Source organism: Pseudomonas nitroreducens NBRC 12694, from assembly GCF_002091755.1.
Classification (GTDB): Bacteria; Pseudomonadota; Gammaproteobacteria; order Pseudomonadales; family Pseudomonadaceae; genus Pseudomonas; species Pseudomonas nitroreducens.
In genome coordinates, this window is the sequence record NZ_BDAI01000016.1 from 36,052 (window position 1) to 49,514 (window position 13,463).

Below are 13,463 nucleotides of genomic sequence, written 5' to 3' on the forward strand. Positions count from 1 at the left end.
ATTATCGCAAGCAGAACAGCGACATAAGCGACAGGTAAGTAACAGGAGTCTTACAGCCCATCGCTGGTTCCTACGCTGTACGCGGCTTCCGGATGAATGGTCTGGCAGAGTGGCATTTCGCCGTCCGTCAGACGCCTATTCCGACTTTGGCTACGCTTCAGCGAGCGGACCATGAGAGACCGGAACAGGGCGCCGGAGCGCCGGGGGTTGGGGATGGGGAAAATGCTGGGCAGATGTCTGCTGTTGGTATGGCTGGCAGGGGTGTGGGGGCAGACCAGCGTCGCCGCCGAAATGCCGGCTACGGCGGTCCGCGCTGCCGACGATGCCGCGGCGGAGCTGAAAGTCGAGAATCGCCGCATCCTGGTGTTCCGCGCCACGCTGCTCGGCGAGTCACCGCAGGTGCGTGCGCACCGCGCCAAGGCGACCATCGAGGAAGCCCTGCAGGGTGGCGATGAGCTGAAGGTGAATCTCGACCCGATCCAGGACAGCTACATGGTCCTGCTCGGCTATAGCCGAGCCTTTATCGTTTCGCCCGAGGATGTCGACCCGCCGGGCAGTTCGGTGCGTGCCGCCGCGGAGGCGGCCGCGGGCAACCTGCGCCTCGCGGTGGCCGAGAATCGCGAAGCGGGCAGCGTGCGCTATCTGCTCAGCGCGCTGGGACTGGCGGCGGTGGCCACCTTGGCCTACCTGTTGCTGCTGCGCGGCGTCGGTTATGTGCGGGGCAAACTGCTGGATCGCCTGCCCGACGTGATGAGCCGGCACAGCGGCCGTCTCAAGGTCGGCCAGACACCCCTGCTGGGCAGCCGCTACCTCTATTACCTGGTGGGCCGGTTGATCTGGCTGGTCTACTGGCTGCTGGTGTTCCTCTTCAGCTACCAGTGGCTGAGCTTCGTGCTGTCGCGCTTCCCCTATACCCGGCCCTGGGGCGAGAGCCTCAATGTGCATCTGGTCAACCTCGCGCGGTACCTGATCAACGGCATGCTGGATGCGCTGCCGGGGTTGGCAGTCGCCTTGTGCATCCTGATCATCGCCCGCGCCATCAGCGGCTTCTCCCGTCATGTGCTGCAACGCATGGCAAGGCCGGGCAACCTGCGCTGGCTGACCGAGGAAACCCTGCAGCCGACCACGCGGCTGACCTCCCTGGCGATCTGGCTGTTCGCCATTGTCATGGCCTACCCATACCTGCCCGGCTCCGGCACCGAGGCTTTCAAGGGCCTGTCGGTGCTGGTCGGCCTGATGATTTCCCTCGGTGCGTCCAGTGTGATAGGCCAGGCTGCCTCGGGACTGATCCTCACCTATTCGCGCACGCTGCGGGTGGGCGAGTTCGTCCGCATTGGCGACAACGAAGGCACTGTGACCGAGGTCGGTGTCTTCAATACCACCATCCGCACCGGCCTGGGCGAGGTGCTGACGCTGCCCAATTCGATGATCACCGGCTCCGTGACACGCAACTATTCGCGCATCGTCCAGGGCCAAGGCTACGTAGTGGATACCGTGGTCACCATTGGCTATGACACCCCGTGGCGGCAGGTGGAGGCGATGCTGATCGAAGCGGCGCGGCGCACCGACGGGATCCTGCAAACCCCGGCGCCGCAGGTATTCCAGACCGCGCTGTCGGACTTCTACCCCGAATACCGCCTGGTCGCCCAGGCCATCCCCAGCGAGCCGCGACCGCGCGCACTGCTGCTGAGCGTACTGCACGCGAATATCCAGGACGTGTTCAACGAGTACGGCGTGCAGATCATGTCGCCGCATTACCTGGGCGATCCGCAGGAAGCGAAATGGGTCCCCAGGGAGCATTGGCACGCAGCGCCGGCGAAGCCTGAAACGCCTTCCGACCACTGAGGCCTGCGCCTTGCGGGCCTTCATCTATCCTGATCCGTCCACGGGCCCAGGTTGCGATGTCGCGCCCGCCCCATACTTCCGCCCCGGAGACACCCCATGAACCTGCATTTGTCCGACAAGCTCGCCTTGGTCAGCGGTTCGACCAAGGGCATCGGTTTCGCCATTGCCCAGGGCCTGGCCCGCGAAGGGGCGAGGGTGATCGTCAATGGCCGCAGCCAGGCTTCCGTGGACGAGGCGCTGGGGCGCATCCGCTCCACTCAGGCGGACGCCAAGGTGGAAGGATTCGCCGGCGATCTTTCCGATCCGCAGCAGGTTGCTGCGCTGGTGAAGCGCTATCCGGCGGTGGATGTACTGGTGAACAACCTCGGCATCTTCGACCCCAAGCCCTTCGAGGACATCCCGGACGAGGACTGGGTGCGCTTCCTCGACGTCAACCTGCTCTCCGGTGTCCGTTTGTCCCGCGCCTACCTGCCGGGCATGAAGCAGAAGAACTGGGGCCGGGTGGTATTCATCAGCAGCGAGAGTGGCATGGTGATCCCGGTGGAGATGATCCACTACGGCGTCACCAAGACGGCCCAGCTCAGCCTGTCCCGCGGGCTGGCGGAGACCTGCGCGGGCACCGGCGTGACAGTGAACGCGGTGCTGCCGGGGCCGACCGCCTCGGAGGGCGTCAACGAATTCGTCGAGAAACTCTCCGGCGGCCAGCCGTTCGCGGAGTTCGAGGCCGAGTTCTTCCGCAGTGCGCGGCCCAGCTCCCTGCTGCAGCGCTTCGCGCGCCCGGAAGAGGTGGCCAACCTGGTGGTCTACGTCTGCTCCGAGGCCTCGTCGGCCACCAATGGCGCGGCATTGCGGGTGGACGGCGGCGTGGTGCGCTCGCCGTTCTGAATCACTCGACGCTGTGGCTCTCGAACTCCAGCCCCAGCGCCAGTTCACCACTGCCGAGCTGGCCCAGCCACTGTTGAGCCTTCGGGCCGGACAGGTGTGCCTCCAGCTCGGCCTGGCTGGCCCAGCAGGTCGATACCTGCCAGCGGTCGGCGGCCAGCGCCTGCAGCTCGCCGGACTGACAGCCCGGTTGGCGGCGCACCTGTTCGAGCAGCTCGCCCAGGTAGGAACCCAGCGCGCTGGCCTGGCCGGGGAATGCCTGGACGCGGACGATGGCAATGGCGGACGGGGACATGGCGGGGCTCCTTCTGCAATGGATGGCCATTGGGCCCTGGCGCCGGCATCCGGTAAAGGCCGGAACCGGCTTTCAAAACCGACGCTGGAAGGTTACGGCCGCACCGCCTGCGCATGAACTGCCAATTCCCGGGAAAACCGTTGGACCAATCCTTCCGCTGCGCGCTGCGATGCTATCGGGAGCGTAGGAGCGGACTTCGTTCGCGATGTGCTACCGGCGGGCCTGGAATGGTCGGAAATCGATCGCGGACAGAGTCCGCTCCTACGAGATGCTTCTGCGCTTGGGTCGGCCCTCACCCTAACCCTCTCCCAAAGGGAGAGGGGACCGTTCGGTGCAGGATGAAACCTCAGCGTCAGCTGGCTCGGGCGGCCCCCTCTCCCTGAGGGAGAGGGCTGGGGTGAGGGGGATGCATTGGTACGGACTCCCCAGGAAAAGACAGTTGCTCCTACGCTCCCTGGGAATTGGGTTTTGGCGTCAGCCCAACTGCTGCAGCAGGTCGCGCACCTTGTCCAGCGCCGGGTCGATATCCAGCGTGTCGATGGCGCCGAAGCCCAGCAGCAGGCCGTCGCGCACCGGCACCTGGTGGTGGAAGGGCGCCAGGCCGTAGAGGCCGACTTCGACCTTGCGCGCCAGCTCGGTGAGCAGCGCCACGTTGGTCGGCTGGCGCAGCAGCGCGGTGAGGTGAAAGCCGGCCACCGAGGGCACCACCTCCAGCCAGGGTGCCAGGTCGCCGGTCAGCCGCGCGAGTATCCGTTCGCGGCGCCCGGCGTAGATACCGTGGCAACGGCGGATGTGTTTGAGCAAATAGCCTTCGGCGATGAACTTGGAAAGCGCCCATTGCGGCAAGGTCGAGCTGTGCCAGTCGCTGATCTGCCGGGCGCGCACCAGCGCGGGGAACAGGCTGGGCGGCGGGATCAGATAGCCCAGGCGCAGCTCCGGCAGCAGCACCTTGGAGAACGTTCCGATGTAGGCCACCACGCCGTGCCGGTCGAGGCTCTGCAGCGCATCGGTGGGCCGGCCTTCGTAGCGGAACTCGCTGTCGTAGTCGTCCTCGATCACCAGCGCACCCAGCTCCAGCGCCCGCGCCAGCAGCGCCTCGCGGCGCGCCGGGCTCATCGGCATGCCCAGCGGGAACTGGTGCGACGGGGTGGTGTAGATCATCCGCGTGCCTTCGGGAATCAGGTCAACGCAGATGCCCTCGGCGTCCACCGGCACGCTGGCCACGTCGGCACCCAGGGTCTGGAAGATCAGCCGCGCCGGGGTATAGCCGGGGTCTTCCATCGCGACTCTGTCACCCGGCCGCAGCATGATGCGGGCAAGCAGGTCCAGCGCCTGCTGCGCGCCATTGCAGACCATCACGTCGTCCAGCTGGCAGTTCACCCCGCGTGCATAGGAGATGTGCCGGGCAATGCCATCGCGCAACGGCGCGATGCCTTCGGGGGCGCTGTAGTGCCCGCGCATGCCGGCCATCTGGCGCAGCGCATGGTTCACGCAGCGCCGCCATTCTTCCTGGGGGAACTGCAACTGGGTGGTGGCGCCGCCGATGAAGTCGGCCTTCGCCGTGCCGGCGGCGCCGGGGTGACGCAGGCGAGTGTCGAGGTTGCACCAGCGCTCGATGTTTTCCTGGCTGGCGAAGCGCACGCCATCCTGGCGCCGGTCATGCCGCGGCAGGTGCGTGTTGACGAAGGTGCCGCTGCCGATCTTGCCCACCAGCACGCCTTCATAGGTGAGCTGGGCGTAGGTGTCGGAGATGGTCTTGCGCGAGATACCCAACTGCTCGGCCAGCAGGCGGCTGGGCGGCAGGCGGGTGCCGGCGGCGAGGCGGCCGGAGTCGATGGCTTCGCGCAGCTGGCGATAGAGTTGCCCGGCGAGATCTTTCTGGCCGTGGATGATCAGGTGCAGCTCCAAGGGCGAACTCCGGGGCAGGGCGGTCGCGCAAGCGTAGCGCCGGCATTGGCCGTGGTGAAGTTGCGCGGTGCAATTTCCACGGATTGGCCACCTCTCAGGGCGAGGCGCCGGCGCACAATGGCCAGGTCATCGTCTGGAGTTCCCGTCATGGAGCCGCGTCTGGATTACTACACTGCCTCGCCGGAAGCGCTGAAGGCAGTGCTGGCGCTGGAAGCCGCCATCTTCGAGCTGTCGGTGGAGAAGCCACTGCTGGAGCTGGTGCGCCTGCGCGTGTCGCAGGTGAACAACTGCGCCTTTTGTGCCGACATGCACGCCATGGAAGCGCGCCGCAATGGCGAGACCGAACGGCGCCTGTTCGCCGTCAGTGTGTGGCGTGAATCGCCGTTCTTCACCGAGCGTGAGCGCGCGGCGCTGGCTTGGAGCGAGTCGGTGACGCTGCTGTCCGAATCGAAGGTGCCACTGGAGGTCTTCCAGCTCGCCCGCGAGCAGTTCAGCGAGCGCGAACTGGTTGACCTCACCGTGGCCATCGGCGCCATCAACGTGTGGAACCGCCTGGGCGTGTCCTTCCGCCAGCCGCCGCCGGCCTGAGCGGGTGCCTTGCCTGCCGGACCGAGGGGGACGCCCAGTCCTTGCTCGCGAACAGATTTACAGGCAGCGGTGGTGTTGAGGTTGTTCGCGAGCAAGCTCGCTCCTGCAAAGGGCAGTCCGGCGCAGTGGCAGGCAGCACAGCGCGCCGATCAGCAGGGCGCTGGCGGCGGCGCCCAGGGCCGGAATGAAGCTGCCGGTCAACCCGCGCAGGGCGCTGGCGGCCAGTGGCCCGGCGATCTGCCCGACGCCATACAGCGCCGTCATCGCCGCCAGCATGTTGAAGCGCACCTGCGCGGCCACCGCGCGGGCCGCCGGCATGGCGATGGTCACGGTGCCCATGAAGCTGCCACCCACCAGCACCGCGCTGCCCAGATAAAGGAAAGCGGACTCGCCCAGTGCCGGCAGCATCACGCCGATGGCCTGCACCAGCAGGTTCAACGCCAATGCGCGACGGCCGCCGAGCCTCAGGTGCAGCCGATGCCAGAGGAAACACGACGGTGCCGCACCCAGGCCGAAGGCGGCCCAGACCTGCAGCGGGTCGATGGCGCCCAGGCCGCTCTTCATCAGCAATGGCAGGTAAGTGGCGGTGATGATGTAGCCGAAGCCGGCCAGGCCGTAGACCAGCAGGATGATCAACGCGGACAGCTCGGGCATCGGCCCCGTACCGTTCGTTGTCTGCTGCGGCGAAGTCGGTGCTGCGCGGCCCAGCGCGGGGGTGGCCAGCAGCGACAGCACCAGCCCGGCCAGCGCCAACACGCACCAGATCGCGGCGCTGCCCAGGCCGAAGGCATTGCCGGCGGCAATCAGTTCCGCCGAGACCAGGATGCCGACGCCCACGCCGGCGAACATCATCGGAGCGCCATGGCTTTCGCCCATGCTCTGCAACAACCATTGCGCCGCGCTGACCAGCACCATGGCCGTGAGCACGCCCGCCAGCAGGCGCACGCCGACGGCAAACCAGACGGGTGCCGGAATGGCCATGGCGGCGAGGGCGGCCAAGGTGCCGACCAGGGCGATCAGGCAGATGCGTGCAGCATGTCGTTCGTGGCTGCGCGCCAGCAGCAGCGCACCCAGCAGGTAGCCGGCGTAATTGGCCGAGGCCGCCAGCGAGCCGCCGGTGACGCTGAGCACGCCGTCGCGCACCATCAGCGGGTAGAGCCCGGTAAAGGCAAACCGGCCAAAGCCCATGCCCACGGCAAGGATCAGTGCTGCCGACAGCGCCGCGGGCAGGCGGCGGGTGCGGCTCACGGGCGTGCCTCGAGGGCTTCCCGCCAGCGCTGGAAGGCGCCGGTGGCGTAGCCTTCGCGCCAGATCAGCAAGGTGTCCACTTCCAGCAGCGGCACCACCTGCAGGGCCGGCATATCCCGATGCAGCTCCAGCACTGAACGAGGCAGCACGCCAAAACAGGAGCCGGCGTTAACGCAGGCGAGGATGCCATGGTACGAACCGACCTCCTGCACGGCGAGCGACGCTCCGTTCAACCAGCGCTCCAGCAACTGCCGGTAAGTGCAACCGCGGGCGAAGCCCACCAGCGTGCGGATCTGCACATCCTCGGGCCGGGTTACCGGTGGATGGTCGCCAGGCAGCACCAGCAGCAACTCCTCGCGGAACACCGGTTCGGCGCACAGGCCGCGCTCCAGCAGCGATTCGAAGCCGGGTTCGGCGTGGAGGATGTCCGGATGGGAGATCAGCGCGCAGTCGAGCTGGCGGTTCAGCACTTCATTGATCAGCTTCTGGCTGTGGCCGGTGGTGATGTGCAGTTCCACGTCGGGATAGGCCCGGTGAAAGCGCGCCAGGATTTCCGGTAGCCGGCTGGCGGCGGCGGCTTCCATGCTGCCCAGGCGCAGGCTGCCGGTGGCGCTGCTCGGGTGCAGCGACTGGCGGGCTTCGGTGGCGAGGGCGAGCAATTGCTCGGCGTAGCGGAGAAAGTCGCGGCCCTGGTCGGTCAGCGTCATGCGCTTGCCGTCGCGCAGGAACAGCGCCGCGCCAAGGTCTTCCTCGAGCTGGCGGATGCGCGTGGTGACGTTCGATTGCACGCGCTGCAGGCGGGCCGCGGCGCGGGTGACGCTCTGTTCCTCGGCCACGCAACGGAAGATTTCCAGGCTGGAGAGATCCATGATTAATCTTCAATAGAGAATATGTTGCGACGAATATTCTCTTTATGAGATGTTAAGTCAAGCCATTACAGGCCAAACGGCGACTTCGCCGACCCTGACGTTGAGGACCCCGTCATGCGCATCACCGACCTGCTCGGCATCCAGTTCCCCATCATCCAGGCACCCATGGTTGGCGTGTCCACCCCGGCGCTGGCCGCGGCGGTTTCCAATGCCGGCGGCCTGGGTTCCATCGGCCTGGGCGCCAGCAACGCGACGCAGGCCCGCGCCCTGTTGGAGCAGACCCGCGCGCTGACCGACAAGCCGCTCAACCTCAACCTGTTCTGCCACCGCCCGGCGGTGGCCGATCCGGCGCGCGAGGCGGCCTGGCTGGAGCACCTGCGCCCGCTGTTCGCCGAGTTCGATGCGCAGCCGCCGCAGCAGATCACCGAGATCTATCGCAGCTTCCTGGCCGATCCGGACATGCTGGAGTTCCTCATCGAGGCGCGCCCGGCCGTGGTCAGCTTCCACTTCGGCCTGCCGCCGCAGAGCTGGATCGATCGCCTGAAGGCCGCCGGCATCCGCCTGTTGGCGACTGCCACCTGCCTGGAAGAGGGCCGCGCCATCGAGGCAGCGGGCATCGATGCGATCGTCGCTCAGGGCTATGAGGCCGGTGGCCACCGGGGCGTGTTCGAGCCGGAGAAGGACGCGCGCATCGGCACCTTCGCGCTGGTCCGCACGCTGGTGAAAGGCACAGGCCTGCCGGTGATCGCGGCAGGTGGAATCATGGATGGGCAGGGCATGCGCGCGGTGTTCGAACTGGGCGCCCAGGCCGTGCAGATGGGCACCGCGTTCATAGCTGCCGACGAGTCTTCGGCCAACGCCGCATTCAAGGCAGCGCTGCGTGGCGAGCGAGGAGAACGCACCGAGGTGACGGCGGCGATTTCCGGCCGCGCCGCTCGCGGGATGGTGAATCGGCTGTTCACTGACCTGGGCAGCGCCGATGCGCCGGCGCTGCCTGACTACCCCATCACCTATGACGCGGCCAAGGCGCTGACGGCTGCAGCGAACGCCAAGGGCAATACCGACTTCGCCGTGCAATGGGCCGGGCAGGGCGCGCCGTTGTCACGGGAGATGCCGGCGGCGCAGCTGGTGGCGACGCTGATGGCCGAGTTGCGTGACAACGCCTGATTCAGCGAGCGCTGGCGGCCGTGACGGGTTTCTCCCGCGGCCGCCACAGCTCGGCCAGTAATACGCCGCTCAGGATCAGCGCGCCACCGATCAGGTGATAGCTGGTCAGTTGCTCGCCCAGCACCACGGCGGCGATGGCGGCGGTGAACACCGGCAGCAGGTTGAAGAACAGCGCCATTCGGCTCGGCCCCATGCGCTGTACGCCCTGCATCCAGGCCAGCGCACCGACGATGGAAGCCAGCAGCCCGGCATAGAGCACCAGCGGCAGGTTGGCCGTGGTCAGGCCGTGGTGCGGCGAAGCGATATACAGCGGGGCCAGCGCAACGATGGCCACCAGCACCTGCAGGTAGAGCATCAGCAGCGGCGGCAGCGGCAGGTTCCATTTCTTCAGCAGCACGCCGTACACCCCATAGGCCGCCGTGGCGACGATCATCATGCCATCGCCCAGGTTCACGCCGTGGCTGATCAATTGTTGTGGGTTGCCCTGGGTGATCACCAGCAGCACGCCGCCCAGCGACACCAGCGCGCCGAGCAGCGCGGTGGCGCTCATCCTGTGGCGCAGCAGGATCGATGCCAGGGCGAGGGACATCAGCGGCATCAGCGACAGGATGATCCCCATGTTGGTCGCCGAGGTCAGCGCGGCGGCGTAGTACGCCAGGCATTGGTAGACCGCCATGCCGAGCAGGCCGAGGGTGACGATCCTGCCCAGGTTGGCGCGGATCACCGGCCAGTGGGCAAGGGTGGCGCGCAGCAGGAAGGGCGTCAGCAGCGCGCCGGCCAGCAGCCAGCGGAAGAAGCCGATTTCCGCGGGGGCGATCTGCCCTACGGCGAGCTTGTTGACGACGGTGTTGCCGGACCAGATGACCACGGCCAGCAAGGGGAACAGGTAATTCATGGGAAACGCTTCCGGGGATAACGGTGCATATTCTCCGCTCGTCCGAATCCAGACGTATAATGAAAATAAGACAATCCACCCCGGCTTTCGGACATGACCCGCGTACTGCCGCTTCCCCTTCCTGACATCGACCGCCTGCCCGCCGATCTGTACTTTCGCTACGACGAGTTCGACGCCGGGACTCACTCGCCCAGCCACCGCCACGCCTGGGGCCAGCTCAATTACGCCTCCCACGGGGTGATGGAGCTGGAAGTGGACGGCCAGCGCTTTCTCTCGCCGCCGCAGTACGCGGTATGGGTGCCGCCGGGGCGTTTACACAGTTGTTACAACCGGCAGGCCATCGTCTATCGCTCGCTGTACGTGTCCGCCGAACTGGCGCGCAAGCTGCCACAGAATCCCTGCACTCTGGCGATCAGCGACATCCTCAAGGCGATCCTCTCCGACTTTGCCGCACGCCGGGTCAACATCCCGCAGAGCGCAGCCGACCAGCGCCTGGCCGAAGTGGTGATCGACCAGCTCCAGGCCGCACAGCCCCATGATGATTACCTGCCTTATGCCAGCGGCGGCGCGCTGGGTGAGGTGCTGGCCGCGCTGCAGGCCGAGCCGGGCGACAACCGCACTCTGGCGCAATGGGCCGAGCGCGTGCACAGCACCGAGCGCACCCTCGCGCGAGCCTGCCAGCGGGAGTTGGGGATGTCGTTCGGCGAATGGCGCCAGCGCCTGCGGTTTCTTGCCGCCATCGAGGCACTGGCATCGGGGGAGGGGGTGCAGCAGATCGCCTTCAACCTGGGCTACAGCAGCCCCTCGGCGTTCATCGCCATGTTCCGGCGGCTGTCGGGCACCACGCCGGAGCAGTATCGCTCGACCTTCCGCGCTCTGGCGGCGGAAGGCTGAGCATCAGCCGCGGCCTTCTTCCAGGCCCTTGAGGGTCTTGCGGCAGTGGATCAGCGCGTCGCGCACCATGAAGTTCACCAGGGTCGGGGAGACGCCCAGTTCCTCGGCGATTTCCTTCTGCGTGCGGCCGTGCAGGCGGTACATCTCGAAGGCATAGCGGGTGCGCTCGGGCAGCGTCTGCAGGGCGCTGGAGATAGCTTCCAGGGTCTCCCGGTCCTCGTGCTCCATTTCCGGTGACGCGGACGGCGTCGCGATGTGCATGCCTTCTTCCTCGCTACCCGAGTAGCGCTTCTCCAGCGCCTGACGGCGATAGAGATCGATGGCCAGGTTGCGCACCACACGCATCAGGTAGCCGCTCTGCGACTGGATGCCGGGGGTGAGGTCGCTCGCATTGAGCTTGATGTACGCATCGTGCACCACGTCTTCGGCATGGCTGCGGCAGCCGAGGATGCGTGCGGCCGCATTGATGAAGGTCTGCCGGTGGGTGGCGAACAGCTCGTGGAGAGCGGGGCGCGACTCGGCGGGCATTGGCTTGGACATGCAAGGTGTTCCTATGCGGCGGCGGAGGCGGGGACGTCCACATGGGTTGAGGCGGTAATCTAGATCAAATGATAATTATTATCAATTTATTCGAGAGACTCCGACTATCGCTCTGGGACAGGGTTCCCACACAAGTGTGAAGTTTTTTCATTCGCATCCATTCGTCAGAACTCTCGACTTACAGGTGAAGGACAAGCCAGGAAATTTCGCCGGCGCATATCTTATGAGAATTAATCGCATCCGAGAACACTAACTATTTCATTGCCTCCCTCGTCTTCATGGCAGAGCTGGAAAAACGGGGTAACCGCTCTGCGTCGGCATCCCCATCTGGAGAGAGGAGAAGAGCAATGGCTTTCGATCGCGAAGACGCGGTGTACAAGGTGCTGGTCAATGGCGAAGAGCAGTACTCGCTGTGGCCGGTCTACAAGGAAGTCCCGGCCGGCTGGCGTGAGGCCGGCAAGCAGGGGAGTAAGGCCGACTGCCTGGCCTTCGTCGAAGCCAACTGGACTGATATGCGCCCGCTGAGCCTGCGGCAGAAGATGGACGGCCAGGCTGCGGGGCACTGACCCGTGCTGCGTCTGTTCTGCCTGCCGTACTCCGGCGCCAGCGCCATGCTCTATGCGCGCTGGAAGCGCCAGCTCCCGGAGTGGATCGAGGTCTGCCCAGTGGAGTTGCCCGGCCGTGGTCGGCGCTTCGCCGAAGGCCTGCAGACCGATCTGCGAGCTCTCGCCAGCCAACTGGCCGATGAGATCGCCGCACGCCTGGATCTGCCTTACGCCATCTTTGGCCACAGCCTCGGCGGTCTGCTGGCCTTCGAACTGGCCCATGCCCTGCGCGAGCGCGGCCTGCCGCTGCCGCAGGCGCTGTTCGCCTCGGCCGCCTCTGCGCCGTCACACCGCGACAGCCATCGTGAGCTGGCGCAGGAGCAGAGCGACGCGCAGTTGATCGAACGCATGCGGCGGCTGGGCGGCACCTCGGCGGCGGTGTTCGCCGATGCCGAGATGCTTGCCCTGACCCTGCCGGTGATGCGCGCCGACTTCCTCCTCTGCGGCCGCTACGACTACCGCCGACGCGCGCCGCTGACCTGCCCGATCCATGTGTTCGGTGGCAAGGGCGACCGGCTTTCGGTCGAGTCGCTGTCGGCCTGGCAGGACGAGACCTGCGCCGGTTTCTCCCTGGAGATGCTCGAAGGCGGCCACTTCTTCATCAACACCGACGAGGCGCGCCTGCTCGAACTGATGCTCGGCCGCCTGCAGCAACCGGGGAAACCGTCCAGCGCAGCGCTGGCCTGAGTGCCCCTCGCGGAGAATCCAGATGCCTACCTCCACTCTGTTCGATATAGCTTCACTGGTTGAAGCGCGCGGCGGCCTGCCGTTGCTGGTGCAGGCGCGCGGCGAGGGTATCGACCTGCTCGATGCCCTGGCCGAACTGCGCCCGCTGGTTGAAGAGCGCCTGCCGGTGTGCGCCGGCATTCTCTTCCGTGGCTTCCAGGTCGGTGCGGCGGAGCGCTTCCGCGAGTTCGCCGCCGGCTTCGGCCATCCGCTGCTCAACTACGAATTCGGTTCTACGCCGCGCAGCAACGTCACCAGCGGCGTGTACACCTCCACCGAATACCCGCCGCACCAGCACATCCCGCTGCACAACGAACAGGCCTACACCCGCGAGTGGCCGATGAAGATCTGGTTCTACTGCGTGCAGGCCGCACAGAGCGGCGGCGAGACTCCCATCGCCGACAGCCGCGAGATCTACCGCCAGGTAGACGAAGGCATCCGCCGACGCTTCACCGAGCGCGGGCTGATGTACACCCGCAACTTCGGCAACGGCCTGGATGTGGCCTGGGAACAGGTGTTCAACAGCGACGATCCGGCCGTGGTCGAGGCCTACTGCAGGGCTCACAAGATCGGCTGGGAGTGGAAGGACGACGGCGAGCTGCGCACTCGCCAGGTCTGCCAGGCAGTGGCGCAGCACCCGACCACCCGCGACTGGGTCTGGTTCAACCAGGCGCACCTGTTCCACGTCTCCAACCTGCCGCCGGAAGTGCGCGAGAGCCTGCTGGAAATCGTCGACGAGCAAGACCTGCCGCGCAACGTCTACTACGGCGACGGCAGCCCCATCGAACCCTCGGTACTCGACGAAGTCCGCGGCGTGCTGGAGGAGGCCAAGGTGAGCTTCCCCTGGACCAGCGGCGATGTGCTGATGCTCGACAACATGCTGGCGGCGCATGCGCGCTCGCCGTTCAGCGGGCCGCGCAAGGTAGTCGTTGCGATGGCCGAAGGTCACGGGGCCTGAGCGGCTGCGCGTCGGCCATGCGTCGTTGGAAGACAGACAAAAA

Annotated in this window: 14 protein-coding genes; 8 read left to right on the forward strand and 6 right to left on the reverse strand. The window is 66.4% G+C overall.

What is annotated here, in order from left to right; translation table 11 throughout:
• The first annotated feature begins 291 nt into the window (after window positions 1-291).
• Both PNI01S_RS25665 and PNI01S_RS25670 read left to right on the forward strand, forming a co-directional pair.
• Window positions 292-1,845 (forward strand): mechanosensitive ion channel family protein, encoded by a 1,554-nt coding sequence (locus tag PNI01S_RS25665; RefSeq protein WP_052239104.1) that lies wholly within the window; start codon window positions 292-294, stop codon window positions 1,843-1,845.
• 96 nt (window positions 1,846-1,941) lie between these two features.
• Window positions 1,942-2,730 carry an SDR family NAD(P)-dependent oxidoreductase gene (locus PNI01S_RS25670; RefSeq protein WP_024764710.1) on the forward strand — a complete coding sequence of 263 codons (789 nt, stop codon included), beginning with the start codon at window positions 1,942-1,944 and terminating at the stop codon, window positions 2,728-2,730.
• 1 nt (window position 2,731) lies between these two features.
• Here the strand turns inward: PNI01S_RS25670 and PNI01S_RS25675 are convergent, their stop codons facing one another.
• The gene (locus PNI01S_RS25675; protein WP_024764711.1) at window positions 2,732-3,022 is read right to left on the reverse strand and encodes a putative quinol monooxygenase; all 291 of its coding nucleotides are present in this window, start codon (window positions 3,020-3,022) and stop codon (window positions 2,732-2,734) included.
• Window positions 3,023-3,496: 474 nt separating this feature from the next.
• Window positions 3,497-4,930 (reverse strand): MocR-like pyridoxine biosynthesis transcription factor PdxR, encoded by a 1,434-nt coding sequence (pdxR, locus tag PNI01S_RS25680; protein ID WP_024764712.1) that lies wholly within the window; start codon window positions 4,928-4,930, stop codon window positions 3,497-3,499.
• 147 nt (window positions 4,931-5,077) lie between these two features.
• Here pdxR and PNI01S_RS25685 point away from each other — a divergent pair, with 147 nt between their 5' ends.
• Window positions 5,078-5,518, forward strand: coding sequence for a carboxymuconolactone decarboxylase family protein (locus tag PNI01S_RS25685; RefSeq protein ID WP_024764713.1), 441 nt, complete (start codon window positions 5,078-5,080; stop codon window positions 5,516-5,518).
• 57 nt (window positions 5,519-5,575) lie between these two features.
• On the opposite strand, the gene PNI01S_RS25690 is transcribed toward PNI01S_RS25685, so the two are convergent.
• Both PNI01S_RS25690 and PNI01S_RS25695 read right to left on the reverse strand, forming a co-directional pair.
• Window positions 5,576-6,766 carry a YbfB/YjiJ family MFS transporter gene (locus tag PNI01S_RS25690; RefSeq protein WP_024764714.1) on the reverse strand — a complete coding sequence of 397 codons (1,191 nt, stop codon included), beginning with the start codon at window positions 6,764-6,766 and terminating at the stop codon, window positions 5,576-5,578.
• Window positions 6,763-7,635 carry a LysR substrate-binding domain-containing protein gene (locus PNI01S_RS25695; protein WP_037010613.1) on the reverse strand — a complete coding sequence of 291 codons (873 nt, stop codon included), beginning with the start codon at window positions 7,633-7,635 and terminating at the stop codon, window positions 6,763-6,765. The genes PNI01S_RS25690 and PNI01S_RS25695 overlap by 4 nt, the downstream gene beginning before the upstream one ends.
• Before the next feature lie 114 nt (window positions 7,636-7,749).
• Between PNI01S_RS25695 and PNI01S_RS25700 the strand changes: the two genes are divergently transcribed.
• The gene (locus PNI01S_RS25700; RefSeq protein ID WP_065084376.1) at window positions 7,750-8,802 is read left to right on the forward strand and encodes an NAD(P)H-dependent flavin oxidoreductase; all 1,053 of its coding nucleotides are present in this window, start codon (window positions 7,750-7,752) and stop codon (window positions 8,800-8,802) included.
• A 1-nt stretch (window position 8,803) separates the two neighbouring features.
• On the opposite strand, the gene PNI01S_RS25705 is transcribed toward PNI01S_RS25700, so the two are convergent.
• Window positions 8,804-9,697 carry a DMT family transporter gene (locus PNI01S_RS25705; protein ID WP_037018628.1) on the reverse strand — a complete coding sequence of 298 codons (894 nt, stop codon included), beginning with the start codon at window positions 9,695-9,697 and terminating at the stop codon, window positions 8,804-8,806.
• A gap of 93 nt (window positions 9,698-9,790) precedes the next feature.
• Between PNI01S_RS25705 and PNI01S_RS25710 the strand changes: the two genes are divergently transcribed.
• The gene (locus PNI01S_RS25710) at window positions 9,791-10,591 is read left to right on the forward strand and encodes an AraC family transcriptional regulator (RefSeq protein WP_024764716.1); all 801 of its coding nucleotides are present in this window, start codon (window positions 9,791-9,793) and stop codon (window positions 10,589-10,591) included.
• Window positions 10,592-10,594: 3 nt separating this feature from the next.
• On the opposite strand, the gene PNI01S_RS25715 is transcribed toward PNI01S_RS25710, so the two are convergent.
• Window positions 10,595-11,131 carry an RNA polymerase factor sigma-70 gene (locus tag PNI01S_RS25715; RefSeq protein ID WP_065084377.1) on the reverse strand — a complete coding sequence of 179 codons (537 nt, stop codon included), beginning with the start codon at window positions 11,129-11,131 and terminating at the stop codon, window positions 10,595-10,597.
• A 347-nt stretch (window positions 11,132-11,478) separates the two neighbouring features.
• Here PNI01S_RS25715 and PNI01S_RS25720 point away from each other — a divergent pair, with 347 nt between their 5' ends.
• Genes PNI01S_RS25720 through PNI01S_RS25730 form a run of 3 tightly spaced genes read left to right on the forward strand, consistent with a single transcriptional unit; the run spans window position 11,479 to window position 13,420 of the window.
• On the forward strand, window positions 11,479-11,697 hold the full coding sequence (locus tag PNI01S_RS25720) for an MbtH family protein (RefSeq protein WP_024764718.1): 219 nt from the start codon (window positions 11,479-11,481) through the stop codon (window positions 11,695-11,697).
• A 3-nt stretch (window positions 11,698-11,700) separates the two neighbouring features.
• Window positions 11,701-12,423 (forward strand): thioesterase II family protein, encoded by a 723-nt coding sequence (locus PNI01S_RS25725; protein ID WP_065084378.1) that lies wholly within the window; start codon window positions 11,701-11,703, stop codon window positions 12,421-12,423.
• A 22-nt stretch (window positions 12,424-12,445) separates the two neighbouring features.
• A complete protein-coding gene (locus PNI01S_RS25730; RefSeq protein ID WP_065084379.1) occupies window positions 12,446-13,420 on the forward strand; it encodes a TauD/TfdA family dioxygenase in 975 nt (324 codons plus the stop codon).
• The last annotated feature ends 43 nt before the right edge of the window (window positions 13,421-13,463 follow it).

Bases quoted from the DNA above. Each gene is read 5' to 3' on its own strand.
- PNI01S_RS25665 (WP_052239104.1), top strand. From the start codon at position 292: ATGCCGGCTACGGCGGTCCGCGCTGCCGACGATGCCGCGGCGGAGCTG.
- PNI01S_RS25670 (WP_024764710.1), top strand. From the start codon at position 1,942: ATGAACCTGCATTTGTCCGACAAGCTCGCCTTGGTCAGCGGTTCGACC.
- PNI01S_RS25675 (WP_024764711.1), bottom strand. From the start codon at position 3,022: ATGTCCCCGTCCGCCATTGCCATCGTCCGCGTCCAGGCATTCCCCGGC.
- PNI01S_RS25685 (WP_024764713.1), top strand. From the start codon at position 5,078: ATGGAGCCGCGTCTGGATTACTACACTGCCTCGCCGGAAGCGCTGAAG.
- PNI01S_RS25695 (WP_037010613.1), bottom strand. From the start codon at position 7,635: ATGGATCTCTCCAGCCTGGAAATCTTCCGTTGCGTGGCCGAGGAACAG.
- PNI01S_RS25700 (WP_065084376.1), top strand. From the start codon at position 7,750: ATGCGCATCACCGACCTGCTCGGCATCCAGTTCCCCATCATCCAGGCA.
- PNI01S_RS25705 (WP_037018628.1), bottom strand. From the start codon at position 9,697: ATGAATTACCTGTTCCCCTTGCTGGCCGTGGTCATCTGGTCCGGCAAC.
- PNI01S_RS25710 (WP_024764716.1), top strand. From the start codon at position 9,791: ATGACCCGCGTACTGCCGCTTCCCCTTCCTGACATCGACCGCCTGCCC.
- PNI01S_RS25715 (WP_065084377.1), bottom strand. From the start codon at position 11,131: ATGTCCAAGCCAATGCCCGCCGAGTCGCGCCCCGCTCTCCACGAGCTG.
- PNI01S_RS25720 (WP_024764718.1), top strand. From the start codon at position 11,479: ATGGCTTTCGATCGCGAAGACGCGGTGTACAAGGTGCTGGTCAATGGC.
- PNI01S_RS25730 (WP_065084379.1), top strand. From the start codon at position 12,446: ATGCCTACCTCCACTCTGTTCGATATAGCTTCACTGGTTGAAGCGCGC.